Origin of the sequence: Streptomyces sp. Tue6028 (assembly GCF_002300165.1) — a bacterium.
GTDB lineage: Bacteria > Actinomycetota > Actinomycetes > Streptomycetales > Streptomycetaceae > Streptomyces > Streptomyces siamensis.
Map to the genome: position 1 here is coordinate 279,937 of NZ_MLCE01000021.1, position 19,799 is coordinate 299,735.

Genomic DNA, 19,799 nt, shown 5'->3' on the forward strand with positions numbered 1-19,799 from the left:
CGCGCCGATCCGCGTTATCACTCACAGATCTTATTGACGCACATCATCCGAGTGTCGACGCTTTCCTCCATGAATACAGGAGTGGTAGGACCGAGGAAATTCTCATGAAGACGTTCGTGCACCGGGGACAGATCACCAAGGTGGTCTTCGGCAGCGGTACGCGCGGCCGCATTCCGCAAGAAGCCGATGCTCTCGGATGCCGCCGGGTGCTCATCCTGTGCACCCCTGGTCAAGTGGAGCAGGCGGCCCAGATGCGCGACCTGCTGGGTGCCGCAGCAGCGGGAACTTTCACCGAAGCGGCTGCGCACACCCCGGTCGACGTCACGGAGAAGGCGGTCGCGTACGCCAGAACCGTGGGAGCTGACTCCGTGCTCGCCCTCGGCGGTGGATCGACCATCGGCCTGGGCAAGGCCATCGCCGTACGGACCGGTCTTCGGCAGCTGGCGCTACCCACCACCTACGCGGGCTCGGAGATGACGCCGATCCTCGGAGAGACCGAAGGCCGCAGGAAGACGACCCGACGGCTGCCGGAAGCGATGCTCGACACGGTGGTGTACGACGTCGACCTGACGCTCACACTTCCCATGGCGACATCGGTGGTCAGCGGCATCAACGCCATGGCGCATGCCGTCGAGGCCCTCTATGCACAGGACCGGGACCCGGTCGCCTTCCTGATGGCCGGTGAAGCACTCGACTCCCTCATCCGATCCCTTCCGGTCGTCGCGCGGCGTCCGGACGACGTAGCGGCGCGGGCGGATGCGTTGTACGGGGCGTGGCTGGCGGGCACGTGCCTCGGCACGGTGGGCATGGCCCTGCATCACAAGGTGTGCCATGTGCTGGGCGGCACGTTCGGGCTTCCACACGCAGAAACCCATGCCGTCGTCCTGCCGCACGTGGTCGCCCACAACGGGCCGGCGGCCCCGGAGGCCATGGCGCGCATCGCGCAGGCGCTGCGGGGGGACGAGGCCGCGAGCGGTCTCTTCGACTTCGCCGGGAGGCTCGGCGCCCCCCGGGCGCTGCGGGACCTCGGCATGCCGGAATCGGGGATCGAGCAGGCGGCCGAACTCGTCATGAGGGACGGCTACTGGAATCCGCGACCAGTGGACCGGATCGCTGTCCGCGCCCTGCTGACCCGCGCCTGGGCCGGGGAAGCGCCGTCGGCCTCACCGGGCAACGAAGATCCTCAATCCGACTCCGTCATCGAAGCCTCGACCACAACGGGAGCACGCCATGCGTGATCTGACCAGCGACACCATCACCGAGGCCGTGATCTCGACCATGCGGGACACCAAGGACTCCCGCCTCGCGGAGATCATGGAATCGCTGGTGCGGCACGTCCACGCCTTCGTCCGTGACGTGGAACTGACGGAGGAGGAGTGGGCCCGGGGAGTGGACTTCCTGACTCGCACCGGGCAGATGTGCACCCCGACGCGCCAGGAGTTCATCCTGCTGTCCGACGTGCTCGGTGTCACCATGCTCGTCGACGCCCTGAGCAATCGACGCCCTGCCGAAGCCACACAGAACAGCGTCCTCGGCCCCTTCTTCAGGGACGACAGGCCGCAGCCTCCCGACGCCGCCGACATCTCTGGAGGGTTGCCCGGTACCCCGCTGTTCTTCGAGGGACGAGTCGTCGACCGTGAGGGAGCGCCAGTGGCCGGCGCGGCGGTGGACGTGTGGCACAGCGACGCGGAGGGCCACTACGACGTGGATGTGCCCGGCCGGGTCGACCCGGCCATGCGTGCGCTGTTCCGGACCGAGGAGACGGGACACTTCAGCTTCCGTTCCATCCGCCCATCCAGCTACCCGATACCCGGTGACGGCCCGGTCGGCGAGATCATGGGCGCGACCGGCCGGTCGCTCATGCGTCCCGCCCATGTGCACCTGCTGATCGAGGCTCCGGGATTCCAGCGCGTGACCACCATGCTGTTCCCTTCGGACGACCCGTATCTGGATGCGGATCCGGTGTTCGGGGTCAAGGACTCGCTGGTCGCGTCCTATGACACGTACGCGGCCGACTCCGGGCCCAGGCGCGGGCCGACCGACCAGCCGTACACGGTGCTGCGCCACACCTTCGTCCTCGAACTCCTCCCCGCGGGCTGAAGCGTCACCCCCGCCGCGTAAGCAGTCGGCTGTCTGCACGCCATGAACGAGGGCCGGCGCGCGACTTGACCCGGAACTCGGCGAAGCACGATCCGGCCACCGCACGCCGACCTCGCGTACGTCACAGGGCAGCCGCCTGCCTCCCCACCCCGCTCGAACGATCAAGCCCGCCAACGCACCCAGCAGGACGGTGAGTTCATCCAGCGCCCTGCGCAACAAAGGTTGACGGCCCTTCCCGACTTTCACGGAGGTCCTGCGATGACTGAAACCCTTGACATGACCGTCGATTTCCGAGCCACGATGAGCCGGCTCGCCACGGGTGTCAGCGTGATCACCACGTGCTCCGGAAGCACGCCCATCGGCATGACGGCGAGTGCCGTGTCCGCCCTCTCCCTGGACCCGCTCCAGCTGCTCGTCTGCATCGGCAACCACCTGTACACGCGGACCGCGATCGCGGAACACGGCCGCTTCGCCGTCAATGTCCTGGGCGAGGACAGCGAGCACCTGGCGCGGAACTTCGCCGTTTCCAAAGCGGACAAGTTCGCGGGCGTCGAAACCTTCGACGACCACGGCGTGCCGGTGTTGAAGGACGCCATCGCGACTGTCGTGTGCGACGTCGCCGAGGCGCTCCCCGGTGGCGATCACACCATCTTCGTGGGTGACGTCCGCCAGTGGGCACACAAGGCAAACTGCCGACCGCTGGTCCACTTCGCGGGCGGCTTCGGCACGCTCAGGGCTGCGCACTAGGCCTGGCGGCAGCGGTCCGAACCAGGCCGCCTGGCCCGTGACCGGCCGGCCACCGCCCCCGATGTCCGGCTCCTGCGAGGCGAGCTGTGGACGTCGGGGGCTCCGCTCGTTTCGACGACCCCACGGAAAGTGTGATGACCAGCTCCGTTGCGGCATTCAAGCTGCATCCTGCGACCCAGCCCCCGCATCTTCTGAGCCGCCCCCGTCTGCTGCGCCGGCTTGACGCGGCGACCGAGCCCGTCGTGGTGCTCTCCGCGTCGGCCGGCGCCGGCAAGACGGTGCTCCTGACCGAGTGGTCGCGCCGCCTGGTGGCTCGCGGAGAGTGCGCCTGGCTCAGCCTGGACGCCTACGACAACGCCCCGGGCCGGCTCTGGTCCTGCATCCTGCGGGCGCTGCACCAGGTACTGCCGGATCTGCCCGCCCGCCTCGACGACGACGGGTGGACGGTCGATGCGTGGCTCGAGGAGATCCTGCCGAGTCTGGTGAGCGGACTGGGCGCGCAGAGGCCGCTCACGCTGATCCTCGACGGACTGGAATCCATCACGGACGTCGACGCGGTCCGCAGCCTGGGGGACTTCCTGGCAAGGCTTCCCCACGGATTCCGCATCATCGTGTCGACCCGGCACCTCCTCGGAAGTCCGCTGCCGGCTCTGCGCGCCCGAGGTCTGGTTGCCGAACTCGACCAGCACGACCTGGCCTTCACCCCTGAGGAAGCACAGGCCGTGCTCACCGGTCTGCTCGGATCCGCTCCGAGCGCGGAGACGTCGAGCGCGCTGTATGAGGCCACCGAGGGATGGGCGGCGGGGCTGTGCATCATGGGGCGCGCTCTCGCCCGCTCCGTGAACGAGTCCGATATGGACAGGGAGTTGGCCCTCGGCAGGCAAGCGGTCTCCGAGTACCTGGCCGGCGAGGTCCTCTACCGGCTCACCACCGAGCAGCGCGAGTTCCTGCTGCGGACCAGTGTCCTCGACGAGCTGAGTGCCGGACCGTGCCAAGCCCTCGCCGGGGAGCAGGCAGGCGTGGTGCTGCGTGAACTCGCGCGGACCGTGCAACTGCTCGTGCCCGCCGCCGATCCGTCGGCGTACCGGCATCACCGAGCCCTGTCTTCGCTGCTGTCCGACGTTCTGATGTCCCAAGGGCCGGACACTGTCGTGTCCCTGCACCGGTCGGCGGCTCAGTGGTACGCCCGGCGGAGGGAGACGACCGCGGCCGTACGGCACTGGGTGCGGGGCGGCGATGAGCCCGCGGCCGTCGCGTCGGTCCTCGACGGCTGGGAGGAGGCGGTCTCGGCAGGCCGTGGTGCGGAGGTCTCGCATTGGCTGGACCTCTTGCCGCCCCGCATGGTCGCCGCCGACGGGAGATTGTGCGTTGTGGCGGCGATGGCAGCCCTGTCGGGGGGAGCCCCGGAAACAGCCCGGCGCTGGCTGGATGTGGCCCAGCTCAGGCACACGGGACCGGAGACGGTCGGCGAAGGCAGCACGGTGTCCGATGCGGCAGCCGTCGCTCAGGCCGTGGCCTGCTGTCTGAAGGGCGAGGTGCTGACCGCCGACCGTCTCGGCGAATCCGCCGTTGCGGGCACCATGCCGTTGACTTCCTGGCGTGCCCTGGCCTGTACCGCCCGGGGTACCGCTCTGCTGTGGACCCGCCGTTACGGGGAGGCAGAGGCGCTGCTCGGCGAGGCGACCCGTGACGCACACGCCGCCGGGCACGGTTTGGTGCTCGTCCGCGCGCTGGGTTTGCGGGCGGTGTGCGCGCTGCTGGCCGGACGGCACGAGCAGGCGCGCGTTCTGAGTGACGAGGCCCTCCAGGCGGCCGCGACGGCCGGTCTGGGCGGGCACTTCGTCGCCATGTCCGCCTACATCGGCCGGGCCGGCGTACTCCTCGAAGAGGGAGACATCGATGGGGCCGAACGGGTTCTGGCCGACGCGGAAGCGGTGCTGGCGGGCTCGCCCCGGGCCGGAAGCGAACCCCAAGTACGCGCCCTGTGCCACGTCATGCGGGCGCGGCTGGAGAAGGCGCGACACAACACGGACGCGGCCCGGGAGGCCCGCGAGGCGGCCGAGCGGGCGGCGGCCCGGTGCGAGTCGCCAGGGGCACTGACGGATCTGCTCGGCCGAGTCGGCGAGGACACGGTCGTGACGCCTGCCGCGCCCGGTCCCCAGGACCTGTCGCTGGGGGAGCGCCGAGTGCTCCGCGCCCTGTGCGGACCGCTGACGCTGCGGGAGATCGCCTCCGAGCTCTATGTGTCCCACAACACGGTCAAGACACAGGTACGGGCCATCTTTCGCAAACTCGACGCGCACGACAGGGGCGCAGCGGTCGCAAGGGCCCGGGAGCGCGGTGTGCTCTGACCCGGGCCCTCGAATTCTGCTTACTTGGCGTCCTGGCGTCGGGCGTAGTCCGCCTGAGCCGTGTACGCGGTCTCCTTCTCCTCCTCCACCTTCTCGATGCCGCAGACCTTGCGCGCGAGGTCCGCCATGATGCCGCTCGGGGACATCTCGGCGCGCTTCATGGTGAGTGTGCGGATGGCCAGCAGGGGCGTTCCGTTGAAGTTCTCGAAGGTGCTGATGCGGTCGCCCCAGTCGGACAGGAACAGGTCGCGGATCACGCGGCTGATCTTCAGCCGGTCATGCGGCCTGCCGACCGGTCCGGTCTGCAGCGCCTCCAGCCACGGCCGCAGTTCGGGCCGCTGCCACTGCCCCTCGGTCGGGAAGATGAGCGAGGCACGACCGGCCAGGTCGACGATCTCGTGGGCCATCTCGGCGACGTTCTCGAGGTAGTACGCCCGTCCGAAATCGAACATCAGGACGTTCGGCTTATAGAGGCCGCCGGGAGTGTGGAACCCTTCCTCTTCGGAAGCGATCACATGTGCCTTGAGCGTCTGGTGGAAGCCGGCGAACCGGGAGATCCGGGTCTGGACCGGCGGCAGCTGGTAGGTGCCGATGTGCTCGGTGACCAGCAGGGCCAGACCGAGCATCAGCTCGGCGCGCACCATCTGCCGGACCAGGGCCTGGTAGTGCAGCCAGTCGAAGACGCGTTGCGGGTACAGCGACGCGTGCTTGGGGTTACCGATGTGGAACACCTGGTTCCAGGGGATGAACACGTCCTCGAACACGATGACGCTGTCCAACTCGTCACCCTGGGAGGCGAGCGGGTGCTCGACCTCCTCCCCGTCCCGGACGTTGCTCTCGCGGCAGATGATGGTGACGCCGGGGGTGTTGGGCTTCACCGCCCCGAAGATGATCTGCTCCGGCAGAATGCCGGGGCGGTAGAAGACGCCGATGTGGATCCAGTCACCGAAGGCCGCACCGGTGCCGATCGCCTTCACGCCCCGCACGGTGATGCCGTCGTCCGAGGTGCCGACCACCTGCAGGGCAGGGGACTCGGCCTGGGCGGAATCGCGTGAGCGGTCCGTCTGCGGGTCGACGAACGCGGGCGTCGTGTTGAGGTCGCCCTCGCGCACCAGGTTCCAGAAGTCGAGGATTCCCTTGGTCAGGTCCCTCCCGTCGGTGCCGACGGCCTGGCTGCTCCAGGGCTCCGGGTCGTCGACGTAGGTCAGCAGGACGTAGTTGTTGACATCCGGGGTACGCGGGGTCGCCCCGCCACCCGTTTCCCGCAGGACCGTCTCCATGTAGCGCCGCTTGCGCTTCAGGTCCTCCTTGGAGCGGTGCTGGAACCACGTCATGGACCGCCGGACGCCGTCCTCGTCCACGAACGTCATGACGTCCTGGAGGTCCGGGCGGTGGTGCAGGTCGTAGAAGTCCGCGAGGCTCCGGGCGTACGCCCGGGTCTTGGGGTGCGTGGCCACGTTGTCGACGAGTTCGTCGCCCACCCACACCGTGCGGCCGTCGTTCAGTGCTGCCAGGTATTCCTTGCCTGTACGCACGTTGTGCTCCTCTCCAGGGGCAATCCGGATGGCACGGAGCATGCGTCGCGGCAGGGTGAGACCACGGCGCACAGCCGGCAATCACCCGGGTGAAAGCGGCGATCTCCGGGGGAGCGACGTTGAGGGCGGATGCGGCCGTGCGCCATGCTTCCCCCATGAGCAGCACAGACCCCGCCGACGACCAGGCCGGTGGGCGTGGGAACCAGGCCATGACCGGGCTGCGCCTGCGGGGACGGGACCGCGAGATCGTGGTTGTCCGTGAGGCCCTGGACGCGATTCGTGGCGGACGGAGCGCCTGTGTCGTCGTGGAAGGCGCGTCTGGAGTCGGCAAGAGCCGGTTGCTCGCGGAGCTGGACGGGATGGCGCGGCGGTCCGGGTTCGATGTGGTGTCGATACGGGCCGATGTGCTCGACCAGTACGCGGCAGGAGCCGCACTGCTGTCCGCGTTGCAGTCCTCCGACGGTTCCAACCGAGCCGCCGCAGCCACCGACGACCAGCGGCTCTGGCTGCTGGACAGCATCACGGACGCTCTGGAGGACCGGGCTCAGCGCGCCCCGGTGGCCGTGCTTGTGGACGACGCGCAGTGGGCGGATCCGGCCACGCTCTTCGTGCTCCGCACCCTGCCTGGACGACTGGCCGCCTCGCGGGTCCTGTGGGTCCTGGCGGTCCGGTCGGACACCGAGCGACCGACCGTGGCCAGGGTGCGGGAGGACCTCGAACGCCTCGGAGCCCGATGGCTGACCCTCGGCCCCCTGCCACAGCAGGAGCTGCAGTACATCGCGGCCGATGTCCTCGGGGCGAGCCCGTCACCCGGTCTGGCCAGGCTCCTGCGAGGCGTCGGGGGTAATCCCTTCCTGGCGATTGAACTGGTGCGCGCTTTCGCCGACACGGATGCCGTCAAAATGGAGGCGGGCGAGGCGAGCCTCCTGCACGACGGCATCCCCATCACTTTCCGGCGGAGTATCGCCGGACGTCTGGACCGGCTCCCGGAAGACGCCGTGCGCCTGCTCCAGATCGGGTCGGTCCTCGGTCGCGAATTCGACCTGGGCACGGCGGCCCGAATGCTCGACAGGCATGTCGGCAGCCTGCTGGCCGGCGTCGAGGCCGCCCTGAGCGCCGGTCTGCTCTCGGCCGACGGCCCGCGACTCGCCTTTCGTCACGACCTCATACGGCAGGCCGTCCACGAGAACCTGCCTCTGGCCGTACGGACCGCTCTGCACCGGGAGGCAGCCGACAGTCTGCGTGTCGTCGGTGCACGATCGGCCGAGGTGGCCTGGCACGTCGTCATGTCGGGCGGCCCGGTCGACGACGATGCCGTGACCACACTGTCCACCGCCGTACGGGAACTGTCCTCGTCGGCCCCCGACGCGGCTGCTGACTTGGCTCAGCGGGTCGCCGGACTGCTGCCCCCGCAGGACCGGCGTCGCATCTCCCTGCTGACCGACGCCGCCAAGTACCTCGGCCGGACCCGCCGGGTTCACGAGGCGCTCGACCTGGTCGACGCCACTCTGCCGGAAGGTCTTGAGCCACTGCAGGAGGCATACCTGCGCGTGGTGGCCGCCGAGATCCACCAGGCCGCGGGCGACGACGCCGCCGCGATGACACACCTCCAGCAGGCCCTGGACCTTCCCGCGCTGCCGCCTCACGTGCGCGTCCGGCTGCTGAAGACCAAGGCGACGGGCCACGTGTACCTCGGGGACATCACCGCTGCCGAGCAGACCGACACCGGCCTGGTCGAGGCCGCCTACCAGAGCCACGATCCGGCCGTCGTCGTCAGCGCCATGGTGTTCCAGTCGCAGACATTCTTCTACCGCGGGCACCTGGCCCGCGCCCTCGAGCTTGCCGAGGAGGCCACCCGACGCGCCGGCACCCAGTCCGCCGCGCTCTACCTGCGGCCCCCGCGGATTCCGGCGCTGTGGCTGGCCACCGTGCTGACCAGCACCGACCGGCTCGCGGACACCGAGCGGATTCTGCGGGAGGGACAGCGCGAAGCGGAGGCGCTGGGCCTCGGCTGGTCACTTCCCCACTGGCATGCCGCCCGTGCGTGCGCACTACTCGAACAGGGAGCGCTGGACGACGCGGCCGTGGAGGCCGAGGCCAGTCTGATGGTGGCGGACGAGCTCGAGATCACTCTGCCGAATCCGCAGGCCCGCTCCGTGCTGGCATTGGTGGAGATCAGACGCGGTGACCTCGCCAAGGCCAGGGACCACCTCCGCGCCGCGGAAACCGGTTCCGGCACGAAAACGCAGCGATACGGTCCTTGGGTGTCTCTGGCGCGCGCCGGTCTGGCGGACGCGGAGGGCGAAGACGGCGAGGCGGCGGCGGCACTCACGGGAAGCTTCGCAAGCCGTGAGCCGACGCGGCTGCTTGCGGTACCTCTGTCCCACTGGCCCGGGATCGTGCGCATCGCGCTTGGGGACGAGGACCCTTCGGTCGCACAGGCCGTGTCCGGCGCACTGCGCAGCCTGACCGCACGGGACGAGAGCCGGCAGATCATCGGGGCGGTCCGCGCCCACGTGGACGGCCTGCTCGACCGCGACCCGCGTGCGCTGGCGTCCGCCATCACCGGCTACCGGAACACCGGCAGGCCGTTGGCCCTGGCGGCGGCGTGTGAGGACCTTGGCGAGCTCATGGCGGCATCGGCCGATACGACGCCGGCGATCCCGTACTTCGAAGAAGCGGGTCAGCTGGCGTCGGCCTCAGGAGCCAGGCGCGATCAAGAACGGATCAGGCGGCGCCTGCGCCAGCTCGGCGTGCGCACCGCCCCCGTGCGGAACCACACGGCCGGCCCCCAGGGGTTGGGAAACCTGACCGAATCCGAGCAGAAACTGATCCCGCTCGTCGTTCAGGGCCTCACCAACCGGGCCATCGCCGACCGGCTCTACGTGTCCGTGCACACCGTCAACACCCACATGAAGCACATCTTCACCAAGCTCGGCATCAACTCGCGGGTCGAGCTGACCCGGCTGGCAATCGAGCGGGGCACCAGCGCCGACGCGGCCGACTGAGCGGTGCACCCACCGCGAGGCACGGCGGCAATGATCCCTTGAATGGGTGACGCCCGGCTCCGGCACCGCCCGTGATGCTGGATGCAACGGCGTGGCCTCCGGCACGGCACCGTCATTCGCCCCGCCGGACCACGACGCACTCGACGCCATCAGTGAGTTGATCACAATCGGGCGCTTCAGCGACCGAGTCGTGCCGCTCGCGCACACCCGCGCCGCGTACGAGGCGCGCTCGAAAGGAGCACTGGCGTGGCAAGGCCGTCGCCCATGTCGCCGACCGATGGTCAAGCGCAGCCCAGAGCGGTCGGGCTCGGCGCTCCTGCCGGCACCGAGCGCGGATACCGTGGCCAACTCCGGGCTGCTGTGACCGCGAGCGCGGCCCCGCACGGATACACACTGGCACTGTGGACCGCCACCGCGGTGACGTCGTCCGAACAGCGCGCCCCAGGGGCAGCTGAAGTCCTGGCGCTCCTTGCCGGCGCGACGCTCGCCTTCGTCGCGTCGGCCGCTGCCGCCCACGGAACTGCCCCCATGACGCCGGACTCGTCCGCCCACGCCGGCACGCGGATCTGGGCGGCCTTCCATCTGCCCATGGCGGCTTGCGCCGCGCTGGCCAGCCTGCTGCTGACACGGTGCTGCTCAGGGCCCCTCTTGTGGGGGCTGGTCGGCACGACCACGACTGCCGTGTACCTACTGGGTGTCAGCGCCCAGTTCCTCTGCTTTGCAGTTCGCCATGACACCCAGCAGACACAGACACTCACCCACCAGAGGTTCACCACCCCCCTCGCGCTCGACCCCGCAGCCCAGGACCTTCTGTTCCGGCAGGCGGGGACCGTCGACTCCTTCGCCGACGAGCCAGTAACGGACGATCAGATCGAGGCCATCTACGACCTCATCAAGTACGCCCCCACCTCGATGAACCAGCAGCCTCTGCGTATCGTGCTGGTCCGATCCGCCCAGGCGCGCGAGCGCCTGGCCAAGTACCTGTCCGAGGGCAACCGCAACAAGACCGCGGCAGCCCCGCTCGTCGCCGTCCTCGCCGCGGATCATGAGGTCTGACGTACGCGCAAGTGGTCACCACCGTCTGATCCAAGGGCGACGGTTGGTCGCCGTGAAGGTCGAAGACCCGCCGGCAACCCCTTCGATTGGGCGCTTCGCCTCGACTTGGGGCGCGGAGGGCACGCCACCCTCAAATTGGACTAGACAACAAACAAACCCCAGACCACTGGCCTGGGGTTTCATCATGGAGCGGGTGACGAGAATCGAACTCGCGCTCTCAGCTTGGGAAGCTGATGTTCTACCATTAAACTACACCCGCGTAAGACGTCGGTTGAACCGGTGTCCAATGCTCGCTCACTGTACCCCATGCCTCGCCCCCGGCGCTGAAGCCGCGGGGCCCGGTCGCGTTTTCGGGGGGTGGATGCGGCTGCGGGCGGCCGGAGTTGGGGCGTACGGTGGAGGCGTGGGGGAGGGCCCGCGCGGGACCGGAGTGCCGCCTGGAGGGCCGTCCCTTTCATCCCGTAATGTGGCTTTCGTCGTCAGTCAGACGCGCTCTTGGGGAAGGGACTCTGAGGACTTGATGGAGCACACCGTCGTCCGTTGTGCCGAGGGGCACGTGTTCAGCACCGCTTCGTTCCCGATGCAGCAGGCCGAGCGGCTCGGCCCCGGCCGGCTGGTCCGGTGCCCACGCTGTGCCCGGCTCCGCAGTGTGGTGCCGGTCGCACTGGAGAAGCGGTAACGAGCAGGACGGGCGCGTGGCGTCATCACGATTGTGGTGGCTCCGCGCGCCTTGCGTATCCTCAGGGCGTGCTTCTCTCAGACAAGGACATCCGGGCCGAGATCGACGCCGGGCGGGTGCGGATCGATCCCTACGACGAATCCATGGTGCAGCCGTCGAGCATCGACGTGCGGCTCGACCGCTACTTCCGGGTGTTCGAGAACCACCGCTACCCCCACATCGACCCGTCGATCGAGCAGACCGACCTGACCCGGCTCGTCGAGCCCGAGGGCGACGAGCCGTTCATCCTGCATCCCGGGGAGTTCGTGCTCGCCTCGACCTACGAGGTCATCTCCCTGCCCGACGACCTCGCCTCGCGCCTGGAGGGCAAGAGCTCGCTCGGCCGGCTGGGCCTGGTCACGCACTCCACCGCCGGGTTCATCGACCCCGGGTTCTCGGGCCACGTGACCCTTGAGCTGTCCAACCTCGCGACGCTGCCGATCAAGCTGTGGCCGGGCATGAAGATCGGGCAGCTGTGCATGTTCCGGCTCAGCTCGCCCGCCGAGTTCCCGTACGGCAGCGACCGGTACGGGTCCCGCTACCAGGGCCAGCGCGGGCCGACGGCGTCCCGGTCCTACCTGAACTTCCACCGGACCCAGGTGTGAGCGGCGAGGACGTGAGCGAGATCAGCCCCGTACGGGAGAACCTCACCTACGAGCAGTTCGGCAGCGCCGTCCGCGAGCTCGCCCAGACCATCGCCGACGACGGGTACGAGCCGGACATAGTGCTCTCGATCGCCCGCGGTGGCGTCTTCGTCGCCGGAGGGCTCGCCTACGCCCTCGACTGCAAGAACATCCACCTGGTGAACGTGGAGTTCTACACCGGCGTGGGCACCACCCTGGACATGCCCGTCATGCTCGCGCCGGTCCCCAACGCGATCGACTTCTCCGACAAGAAGGTCCTGATCACCGACGACGTCGCCGACACCGGCAAGACGCTCAAGCTGGTGCACGACTTCTGCGTCGAGACCGTGGCCGAGGTCCGCAGTGCCGTGATCTATGAGAAGTCCCACTCGCTCGTGAAGTGCGAGTACGTGTGGAAGCGCACCGACGACTGGATCAACTTCCCGTGGAGCGTCTTGCCTCCCGTACATAGGTCCGGCGATCCGGCAAAGATCAACAGGGAAGCTGTCTGACCTGCATCACCGCAGCCCTGTCGGCCCGGGGGTTCTGGTGCCAGACTCCCGCTGTGACCGGTGAAGACGAGCTGACTCTGCGTTGGTGGACCAAGCGTGCGCACGGGGTGATGGCGGCGCTGACGGTACTCGCGGTGGGATCGGCGATCGCCCTGTCCCACAGTCGGCGCGAGGCGCCGGCGGTCATTTCCGCGGTGGTCATGGTCGTGGTGCATCTCTGCTGCGAGATATGGGGCTTTCAGCGTCGGCTCGTGGCCGATCGGGAAGGGCTGCGATTCCGAACCGTCCTGCGGTGGCGGCAGCTGGCCTGGACCGAGGTCGCCGGAATCGAGCGGATGCAGGTGGAGTGGGCGGACAGCGCACGGAGGGGCGACTGGCTGAGGGCGGTCGCGGTGCTGCGCGACGGGTCCAGGGTGCCGCTTCCGCTGCCGTACGGAACGACGCAGCGTCGACATCCTTACGAGGAGGAGATGCTCGAACTCCGGGCCGCGTACGAACGGTTCGCAGGACGGCACGACGGGTCACGTGGAATCTGACGGCAGATCTGTCACCGACCCCGGACGCGACGCCGTGCGTTCGCGGGCCCCGCGAGGGAAGCGCTCGGACCTGCGCGGGCGGCGCGCACCGTACGGGTGCCCGCGCTGACGGGGTTGTGCGGCGGAGACGTGCGAACAACGGCGTGGTGAACCGTTGGCCAACGCCGTAGGCTCCCTCTGGACGATCAAGACTCCCTGGGGGGACATCCATGCGCACAACCACGCGCCTCGCCTTGCTCGGCACCAGCGTCGCGTTGGTCGCCACCGCGATCAGTGCCACCGCCGCCCAGGCGGAGGACGGCGGCGCGGGCGACATCACGATCGACAAGGTCGTCGTCAACGGTGGCAAACCGGTCGTCGTGGGTACCACCAACGTGGTGTCCGCCAAGGTCTCCGTGACCGCGTCGGACGATTCGGGCATCGCCGAGACCACGTACATCAGCGCCTCCGGTCCGAAGCCGAACTTCGCGCAGATCTGGTACGACGACGGCGACATCACCTGTGTCAAGGCGAGTGCCACCACGTCGACGTGCACGGGCACGCTGACGTTCGACCCGCAGGCGACGACGGGGTTCGTCGACAACGGCGCGGCGGCCACCTGGAACCTCGCCACGCTGGTCTCCGCCAACGACTACGACTACATCCACCGGGACGCGGCCACCACGTTCAAGGTGCAGCGCTACTCGAAGCTGACGGTCAACGCCTCCCCGGAGCCGGTGAAGAAGGGCAAGACCATCACGGTCACCGGCAAGCTCTCCCGGGCCAACTGGGAGGACAACCTCTACCACGGCTACACGGGCCAGTCGGTGAAGCTGCAGTTCCGCAAGAAGGGCAGCACCACCTACACCACGGTGAAGACGATCAAGTCCGACTCGACGGGCAACCTGAAGACGACCGTCACCGCCTCCACCGACGGCTACTTCCGCTACAGCTTCGCGGGCACGGCCACGACCCCGGCGGTCAATGCGACCGGCGACTTCGTGGACGTCCAGTAGCCGACAGCGGTCGGCTGCGCGGGCACATGAGTGAGGGGCTCCCCGGGTGATCCCGGGGAGCCCCTCTCCCATGTGTGCGTGGGGTCCGGCCCGCTAGAACGTGCCCAGCTTGACGATCGACAGGATCGCGATGAGCTGGATCGCCGACGCGGCCAGGGCCTTCGGCCAGGGCAGGTCGTGGGAGCGGCTGACCATGAGGGTCAGCAGGGCGCCCGCCCCGATCCAGGTCGCCCAGCCGAGCAGCTGGACGAAGGAGGCGTCGCCGCCGAAGAACATGGCGACGACCAGACGCGGGGCGTCCGTGATCGACATGATCAGCATGGACAGGCCGACCGTGGGCTGCCAGGCGCCGTCGCCGCCGAGCTGGCGGGCCAGGGTGTGGGTGACCACGCCCAGGATGAAGGTGCTGATGACGATGGCCACGGCGGTCGTCAGGACGATCGGGACGGCGTTCGAGAGGGTCGCCTCGATCGCGTCCTTGCGCGCGCCGTCGAAGCCGAAGACGGCGATCAGACCGTAGAGGAACGTCACGATGAGGGCCGGGCCCCACATCGTGTAGTCGCGCATCTGCAGGAAGGTCTGGTTGGGGGCCGTCACGATGCCCTTGAGCAGGTCCTTCCAGTGCAGCCGGGGCCCGATCGGCGGGGCCGCGGCCTGGCCGGCCCGGTAGGTCTCGCCCTGGCTGTAGGGGTCCTCGCCGATCGAGAAGGCCTGGGTGTGACCGGGGCTGTTCGCCGCGTACGGGTCCGGGCCCTGCTGGGGGTGTCCGTCACCGAAGTACTCCGGCTCGCCGTGGCCGCCGTGGGCCTGCGGCCAGCCGCCCTGCTGACCGCCTCTGTACTGCTGGCCGCCTCTGTACTGCTGCTGGCCCCCGTACGGCTGCTGCGGCGGCGCAGGCGGGTAGCCGTACGGCTGCTGCCGGCCCTGGGGGCCCTGCTGTCCGTACGGTGCTTGGTGTTGTTGCGGGCGCGCCTGCGGGGAACGGTTGTCCCGGGCGCCGCGTCCGATCCTGAATCCAGCCACGTATTCGAACGTACCTGGTCCCGGGGATCGACGTGCGCGAGCCGGGGCAACGGGCCCCGCATTGGGGCCGACCTGTGACATCCCTTAGGGGGATCGACGGGCACCCCTTACGGGCCTGCCTGCGGCTGTTTCCGGGGCTACCCGAGCATCTGCCATCCGAAGTGCGGGTACCCGGACGTGGACACCCCCACGGCCGACGGCCCGAAGCTGACCGCGCTCGGCGTGGTGATGCCGGACGTCGCGCCACGCAGGCTCCACAGTGCTCCGTCCGCGCTGTTCTCCCCGTCGGCGCCGATGGACAGGTCGGCATGGCCGTCACCGTTGAGGTCGGTGAGGCTCACCGACGAGCCGAAGTGGTCGTTGTCCTCCGCGGCTCCGGGCACTCCGACGGTGTCCTGGGAGAAGGACTGCGTGCTCGACGTGGAGAGGCCGGCGGGTGAGCCGCGGAGCAGCGTGACGCTGCCCGTCAGATCGGCGGAGCCGATGGTCTCGTAGTCCGCGGAGACGGCTGCGTCGGCGTAGCCGTCGCCGTTGATGTCACCGAGTGAGATGGCCCACCCGAAGTAGTCGCTCGATTCGTCCGCTCCAGGCACGCCAGGCGTGTCCTGGTCGATGGTCTGGGCCGGTTCGACACCGATGCCTGTGGGGCTGCCGAGGTGCGTGCTGATGGAGCCGCCGAGGCTGTCGATGCTGTCGCCCCAGAAATCGCTGGTGACGATGTCCGCGTAGCCGTCGCCGTTGATGTCCCCGATGGTTGCGCGCACGCTGAACTCCTTGAGCACACCCTGGTAGATGAGCCCGGAATGTGAGCCCAGATATACCAACGTGCCGTCGTAAGCGGTGTGCTCGTCGGCGTACACGCCGGTCACGGTCAGGTCGTCCGCGCCGTCGCCGTTCACATCGCCGGAAGCGAGTGAGCGGGCGCCGCGGTCGCCGCCGGTGTTGATGGGTGCGGTGATCTTGTACTTGGACGCCGCCCCGGAGGTCTTGGTGAAGCCGCCCTGGTGGACCCAGATGTCTTTGCCGTTGCTGCCGGCTGCGAGGTCGGCCTTGCCGTCGCCATTGAGGTCGCCGACGGCGAGGGACGTTCCGAACGCGTCGTGGGCCGTGGGCGCGGAGTCGGGGACGGCCCGGCCTCCGGAGAGGCCGTTCTTGCCGCCCCAGACGATCACGGCCGTCCCTCCGTCGACGTCGCTGCCGACGTCCTCCCCCGCGGCGCCGACCACGAGGTCGGCGTATCCGTCGTTGTTGAGGTCGCCGGAGGCGAGGGCGACGCCGAACTCGTCGCCCTTCTCCGCCGTGCCGGGGACCCCGCTGGTGTTCTGGGTGAGGACCGTGCGGCGGGAGGCGCTGATCCCGGACGCGGAGCCGTAGTCGACGACGACGGCGCCCGCGTGGGCGGTGCCGCCCACGGTGGCGGACGGCGCGCCGGTCACCAGGTCGCGGTACCCGTCGCCGTTGAAGTCGTCCGCGTACTCGGCCGGGGCGGCGGAGGCCGGGACGGGCAGGGCCAGAGGTGTGAGGCCTGCCGTGAGGAGGGCGGCCAGCGCTACCGAAGTGCGAATGCGCATCAGGTCAGTTCTCCATGTGAACCATACGGATCATGTCAGCCGGGTGGGCCGTCTGGGCCGTGCGGGCCCGGTGGGTCCGCACGGCCGGTGCGGGTCAGCCCGCGAACACGTTCCCGAAGTAGGCGAGGCCCGAGGGGCCGCCCAGGGTGGTGCTGCCGAAGGACTTGGAGCCGGTGGCGGTGGTGCCGGAGGAGGTGGACTTGAAGAGCCAGACGGCGCCGGCGCCGCCGTTCTCGCCGCGGGCGCCGACCGCCAGTTCCGCGCGGCCGTCGCGGTTCGTGTCGGTGAGGAAGACCTCGTCGCCGAAGTAGTCGTCGGCCTCGGCGGTGCCGGGGACGTTCGCGGTGTCCTGGGAGTACGACTTGGAACCGGTGCCGGTCAGGCCGGAGGCGGAGCCGCGCAGGACGGTGACCTGGCCGGCGTGCCGCTTGGAGCCGAGGGTCTCGCTGTCCGAGCCGATCACGACGTCGGCGTAGCCGTCGCCGTTGGTGTCGCCCGAGGACAGGCTCCAGCCGAAGCCGTCGCCCTTCTCGGCGGTGCCGGGGACGTTCGCCGTGTCCTGGGTGATCCGCACCGGCGTGCGCGTGCCGAGGCCGCCCGACGCGCCGTACGTCACCGTGATCGCACCGCCGAGGCCGCCGTCCGGCTCGGAGGCGGACTTCTCCATGAAGTTGCCGGTGACGATGTCGCCGTAGCCGTCCTTGTCGACGTCGGCGATGGTGGCCGTGTAGCCGCCCGCCAGCTTCTTGCCGAGCTTCGGGCCGGTGGCCGAGCCGGTGTAGAGGACACTGCGGGTGCGGTTGCCGCCGGTGCTGGTCTCCTCCAGGCCCATGACGAGGAGGTCGGTCTTCCCGTCGCCGTTGACCTCGCCCGCGACGAGCTTGTCCGGGTAGATCGTGGTCTGCTCGACGGTGTCGATGCCGATGAGCGAAGCGGCCTTGCCGGTACGGGAGATGGGGCCGCGGAAGATGTTCAGGGAGGGCGACGAGTTGTTGCCGGCGGCCAGGTCGGTGTGGCCGTCGCCGTCGAAGTCACCCGCCGCCAGGGCCCAGCCCAGTTCGCTGCGGTACTGCGGCAGCGGCGAGGAGATGTCGGTGCCGGACTTCACACCGTCGGCGCCGCCCCACAGCACCGTCAGCGCGCCGAAGTCGTCGGTGGAGCCGATCCGCTCGCTGTGCACGCCGACGACGATGTCGGTGTAGCCGTCGCCGTCCATGTCGCCCGTGGTCAGCCGGTCGCCGAAGTAGTCGGAGGACTCCGGGGTGCCGGGGATGCCCGTCGTGGCCTGGCTGATGATCTGCCGCTTGGAGGTGTCCAGACCGCTCGCCGTGCCGTAGACCACGGCGACGTAGCCGGCGCCGGCCTTGCCGGAGATCTTGGCGATGGGCGCGGCGATCGCGAGGTCGCGGTAGCCGTCGCCGTTGAAGTCGCCGGACAGACCGGAGGGCGCGGCGGCGGCCGTGGTGGCGGGCAGTGCGGTGAGCAGGCCGGTGGTGAGGGTCGCGGCCAGCAGGAGGGTGCGCTTGCGCATGGGGTTCCCCGTTCGAGAGGAGGAGGGCCGGGCCGTGGGCCCGGCGCGGGAGGACGGAGGTCAGTCGAGGACGCTGCCGCCGAAGTCGGGCAGGGTGAGGGCGCCGCTCGCCGTGGGGACGGTGGAGGTGCCGCGCAGGACGAGGGCGTCGTCCCCGGTGCCGACCGTGAGGTCGGCCTTGCCGTCGGCGTTCAGGTCGCGCAGCCGCAGCGCGCGGCCGAAGGCGCTGTCGGAGGGGGCCGCGCCCGCCACCGTCTGCGGGATCCAGGAGGAGCGGGCGCCGTTGAGGCCGCCGGAGCCGCCGCGGAACAGGTGGACGCCGCCCTGGTCCTCCATGCCGTCGACGTCCTCGAAGGGGACGCCGACCGTGAGGTCCGCGTAGCCGTCGCCGTTCGCGTCGGCGGCCGAGACGGCGTACCCGAAGTTGTCGCCGGCCTCGGGGGTGCCGGAGACGCCGGAGGTGGCCTGGGTGAAGGTGGTCGAGCCGCTCGGCCCGGAGGCGGTGCCGCGCCAGACGGTGACCGCGCCCTTGCTGCTGCTGCGGTCCGGCTGGCCGAGGGCGATGTCGCCGTAGCCGTCCTTGTCGAAGTCGCCGACGGCGGCGCTGGTGGCGTCGCTGTCGAGGGTCTTGGAGGCGCCCGAGGTCAGGCCGCCGGAGGAGCCCTTGAGGAACCAGACACGGCTGGCGACACTGCTGCCGGAGAACTGGGCGCCGAGGACGACCAGGTCGGCCTTCCCGTCGCCGTCGACCTTGCCCGCCGCGAGGCCGTAGGAGTACCAGCCCCCGTCCGTCTTGTCGATCTTGCTGACGGTGCCGTGGGAGCCGGACCTGGAGAAGGAGCCGCGGTACAGCCAGGCCTCCTGACCGCCGATCACCGCGAGGTCGGGCGAGCCGTCGCCGTTGAAGTCGCCGGTCGCGAGGTCGGAGCCGAAGTGGTCGCCGGCGCCGGACTTCGGGGTGAGGTTGGTGCCGCCCGACAGTCCGGAGCGGGAGCCCCAGACGACGGTGACCGTGCCGCGGTACTGCGCGCTGCCGACATGTTCGGTGGGGTTGCCGACGACGAGGTCCGCGTAGCCGTCCTTGTCGAGGTCGGCGCTGGTGAGCGACTCGCCGAACATGTCGTCCTCCTCGCCGGTGCCGGGCACGCCGGGGCTGTCCTGGTGGACCACCTGGGTGTGCGAGGTGTCGAGCCCGTGCGCGGTGCCGTACGTGACGACGACGGCGCCGCCCTGCCAGCCGCCCGCGCCCGAGATGCCGCTGTAGGCGTGGGCGTAGGCCAGGTCGCGGTAGCCGTCGCCGTTGAAGTCGTCGTAGTGCTTGGCGACGGCCGCGCCGGCGGGGGTGCTCAGGGCGAGCGGGGCGAGGCCCGCCGCGAGGAGGGAGGCCGCGAGGGCGGCCGAGGTGCGTCTGCGCATGACGGAGCTCCAGGAAGGAGCCGGGCCCGTGCGCACACGGGCCCGGCGAGAGGTACGACTACGGAGAGGCGAACTGC

Annotated in this window: 14 protein-coding genes, 1 tRNA gene and 1 pseudogene; 10 read left to right on the top strand and 6 right to left on the bottom strand. The window is 69.7% G+C overall.

Annotated elements, in window-relative coordinates; genetic code table 11:
• The first annotated feature begins 104 nt into the window (after positions 1-104).
• The 4 genes from BKI49_RS19680 to BKI49_RS19695 all read left to right on the top strand — a co-directional run bounded on the left by BKI49_RS19680 (position 105) and on the right by BKI49_RS19695 (position 5,198).
• Positions 105-1,238, top strand: a complete 1,134-nt coding sequence (locus BKI49_RS19680) for a maleylacetate reductase (RefSeq protein WP_095935579.1) — start codon at positions 105-107, stop codon at positions 1,236-1,238.
• Complete coding sequence (locus tag BKI49_RS19685; RefSeq protein ID WP_095935580.1) at positions 1,231-2,100, top strand: dioxygenase family protein; 870 nt, start codon at positions 1,231-1,233, stop codon at positions 2,098-2,100. Before BKI49_RS19680 ends, BKI49_RS19685 begins: the two co-directional genes overlap by 8 nt.
• Positions 2,101-2,358: 258 nt before the next feature.
• Positions 2,359-2,847 carry a flavin reductase family protein gene (locus tag BKI49_RS19690; protein WP_257004870.1) on the top strand — a complete coding sequence of 163 codons (489 nt, stop codon included), beginning with the start codon at positions 2,359-2,361 and terminating at the stop codon, positions 2,845-2,847.
• A 134-nt stretch (positions 2,848-2,981) separates the two neighbouring features.
• Positions 2,982-5,198, top strand: coding sequence for a helix-turn-helix transcriptional regulator (locus tag BKI49_RS19695; RefSeq protein ID WP_095935582.1), 2,217 nt, complete (start codon positions 2,982-2,984; stop codon positions 5,196-5,198).
• A gap of 20 nt (positions 5,199-5,218) precedes the next feature.
• Here the strand turns inward: BKI49_RS19695 and BKI49_RS19700 are convergent, their stop codons facing one another.
• On the bottom strand, positions 5,219-6,733 hold the full coding sequence (locus BKI49_RS19700; protein WP_257004871.1) for a 4-hydroxyphenylacetate 3-hydroxylase family protein: 1,515 nt from the start codon (positions 6,731-6,733) through the stop codon (positions 5,219-5,221).
• Between the two features lie 209 nt (positions 6,734-6,942).
• Between BKI49_RS19700 and BKI49_RS19705 the strand changes: the two genes are divergently transcribed.
• Positions 6,943-9,741, top strand: a complete 2,799-nt coding sequence (locus BKI49_RS19705; RefSeq protein ID WP_179332504.1) for a helix-turn-helix transcriptional regulator — start codon at positions 6,943-6,945, stop codon at positions 9,739-9,741.
• 810 nt (positions 9,742-10,551) lie between these two features.
• A pseudogene (locus tag BKI49_RS35895) lies at positions 10,552-10,791 on the top strand (nitroreductase family protein); the annotation flags it as partial.
• 191 nt (positions 10,792-10,982) lie between these two features.
• On the opposite strand, the gene BKI49_RS19715 reads toward BKI49_RS35895, so the two are convergent.
• Positions 10,983-11,056: transfer RNA gene (locus BKI49_RS19715), tRNA-Gly, on the bottom strand.
• A gap of 488 nt (positions 11,057-11,544) precedes the next feature.
• Between BKI49_RS19715 and dcd the strand changes: the two genes are divergently transcribed.
• The 4 genes from dcd (at position 11,545) to BKI49_RS19735 (ending at position 14,181) form a co-directional block, all read left to right on the top strand.
• The gene (gene dcd, locus BKI49_RS19720; RefSeq protein WP_028799257.1) at positions 11,545-12,120 is read left to right on the top strand and encodes a dCTP deaminase; all 576 of its coding nucleotides are present in this window, start codon (positions 11,545-11,547) and stop codon (positions 12,118-12,120) included.
• Between the two features lie 20 nt (positions 12,121-12,140).
• The gene (locus tag BKI49_RS19725; protein ID WP_095935800.1) at positions 12,141-12,650 is read left to right on the top strand and encodes a phosphoribosyltransferase; all 510 of its coding nucleotides are present in this window, start codon (positions 12,141-12,143) and stop codon (positions 12,648-12,650) included.
• Between the two features lie 53 nt (positions 12,651-12,703).
• Positions 12,704-13,186 carry a PH domain-containing protein gene (locus BKI49_RS19730; RefSeq protein WP_095935584.1) on the top strand — a complete coding sequence of 161 codons (483 nt, stop codon included), beginning with the start codon at positions 12,704-12,706 and terminating at the stop codon, positions 13,184-13,186.
• Between the two features lie 209 nt (positions 13,187-13,395).
• Positions 13,396-14,181: a single stranded DNA-binding domain-containing protein gene (locus tag BKI49_RS19735; RefSeq protein ID WP_095935585.1), complete on the top strand. Its 786-nt coding sequence runs from the start codon at positions 13,396-13,398 to the stop codon at positions 14,179-14,181.
• Positions 14,182-14,274: 93 nt separating this feature from the next.
• On the opposite strand, the gene BKI49_RS19740 is transcribed toward BKI49_RS19735, so the two are convergent.
• The 4 genes from BKI49_RS19740 to BKI49_RS19755 form a co-directional block, all read right to left on the bottom strand.
• Complete coding sequence (locus tag BKI49_RS19740) at positions 14,275-15,285, bottom strand: Yip1 family protein (RefSeq protein ID WP_095935586.1); 1,011 nt, start codon at positions 15,283-15,285, stop codon at positions 14,275-14,277.
• A 56-nt stretch (positions 15,286-15,341) separates the two neighbouring features.
• Positions 15,342-16,775 (bottom strand): FG-GAP and VCBS repeat-containing protein, encoded by a 1,434-nt coding sequence (locus tag BKI49_RS19745; protein ID WP_095935587.1) that lies wholly within the window; start codon positions 16,773-16,775, stop codon positions 15,342-15,344.
• A 94-nt stretch (positions 16,776-16,869) separates the two neighbouring features.
• Positions 16,870-18,306, bottom strand: a complete 1,437-nt coding sequence (locus tag BKI49_RS19750; protein WP_095935588.1) for an FG-GAP-like repeat-containing protein — start codon at positions 18,304-18,306, stop codon at positions 16,870-16,872.
• Between the two features lie 60 nt (positions 18,307-18,366).
• Entirely contained in the window at positions 18,367-19,722 is a 1,356-nt protein-coding gene (locus BKI49_RS19755) for an FG-GAP and VCBS repeat-containing protein (protein ID WP_095935589.1), read from the bottom strand.
• Positions 19,723-19,799 lie beyond the last annotated feature (77 nt).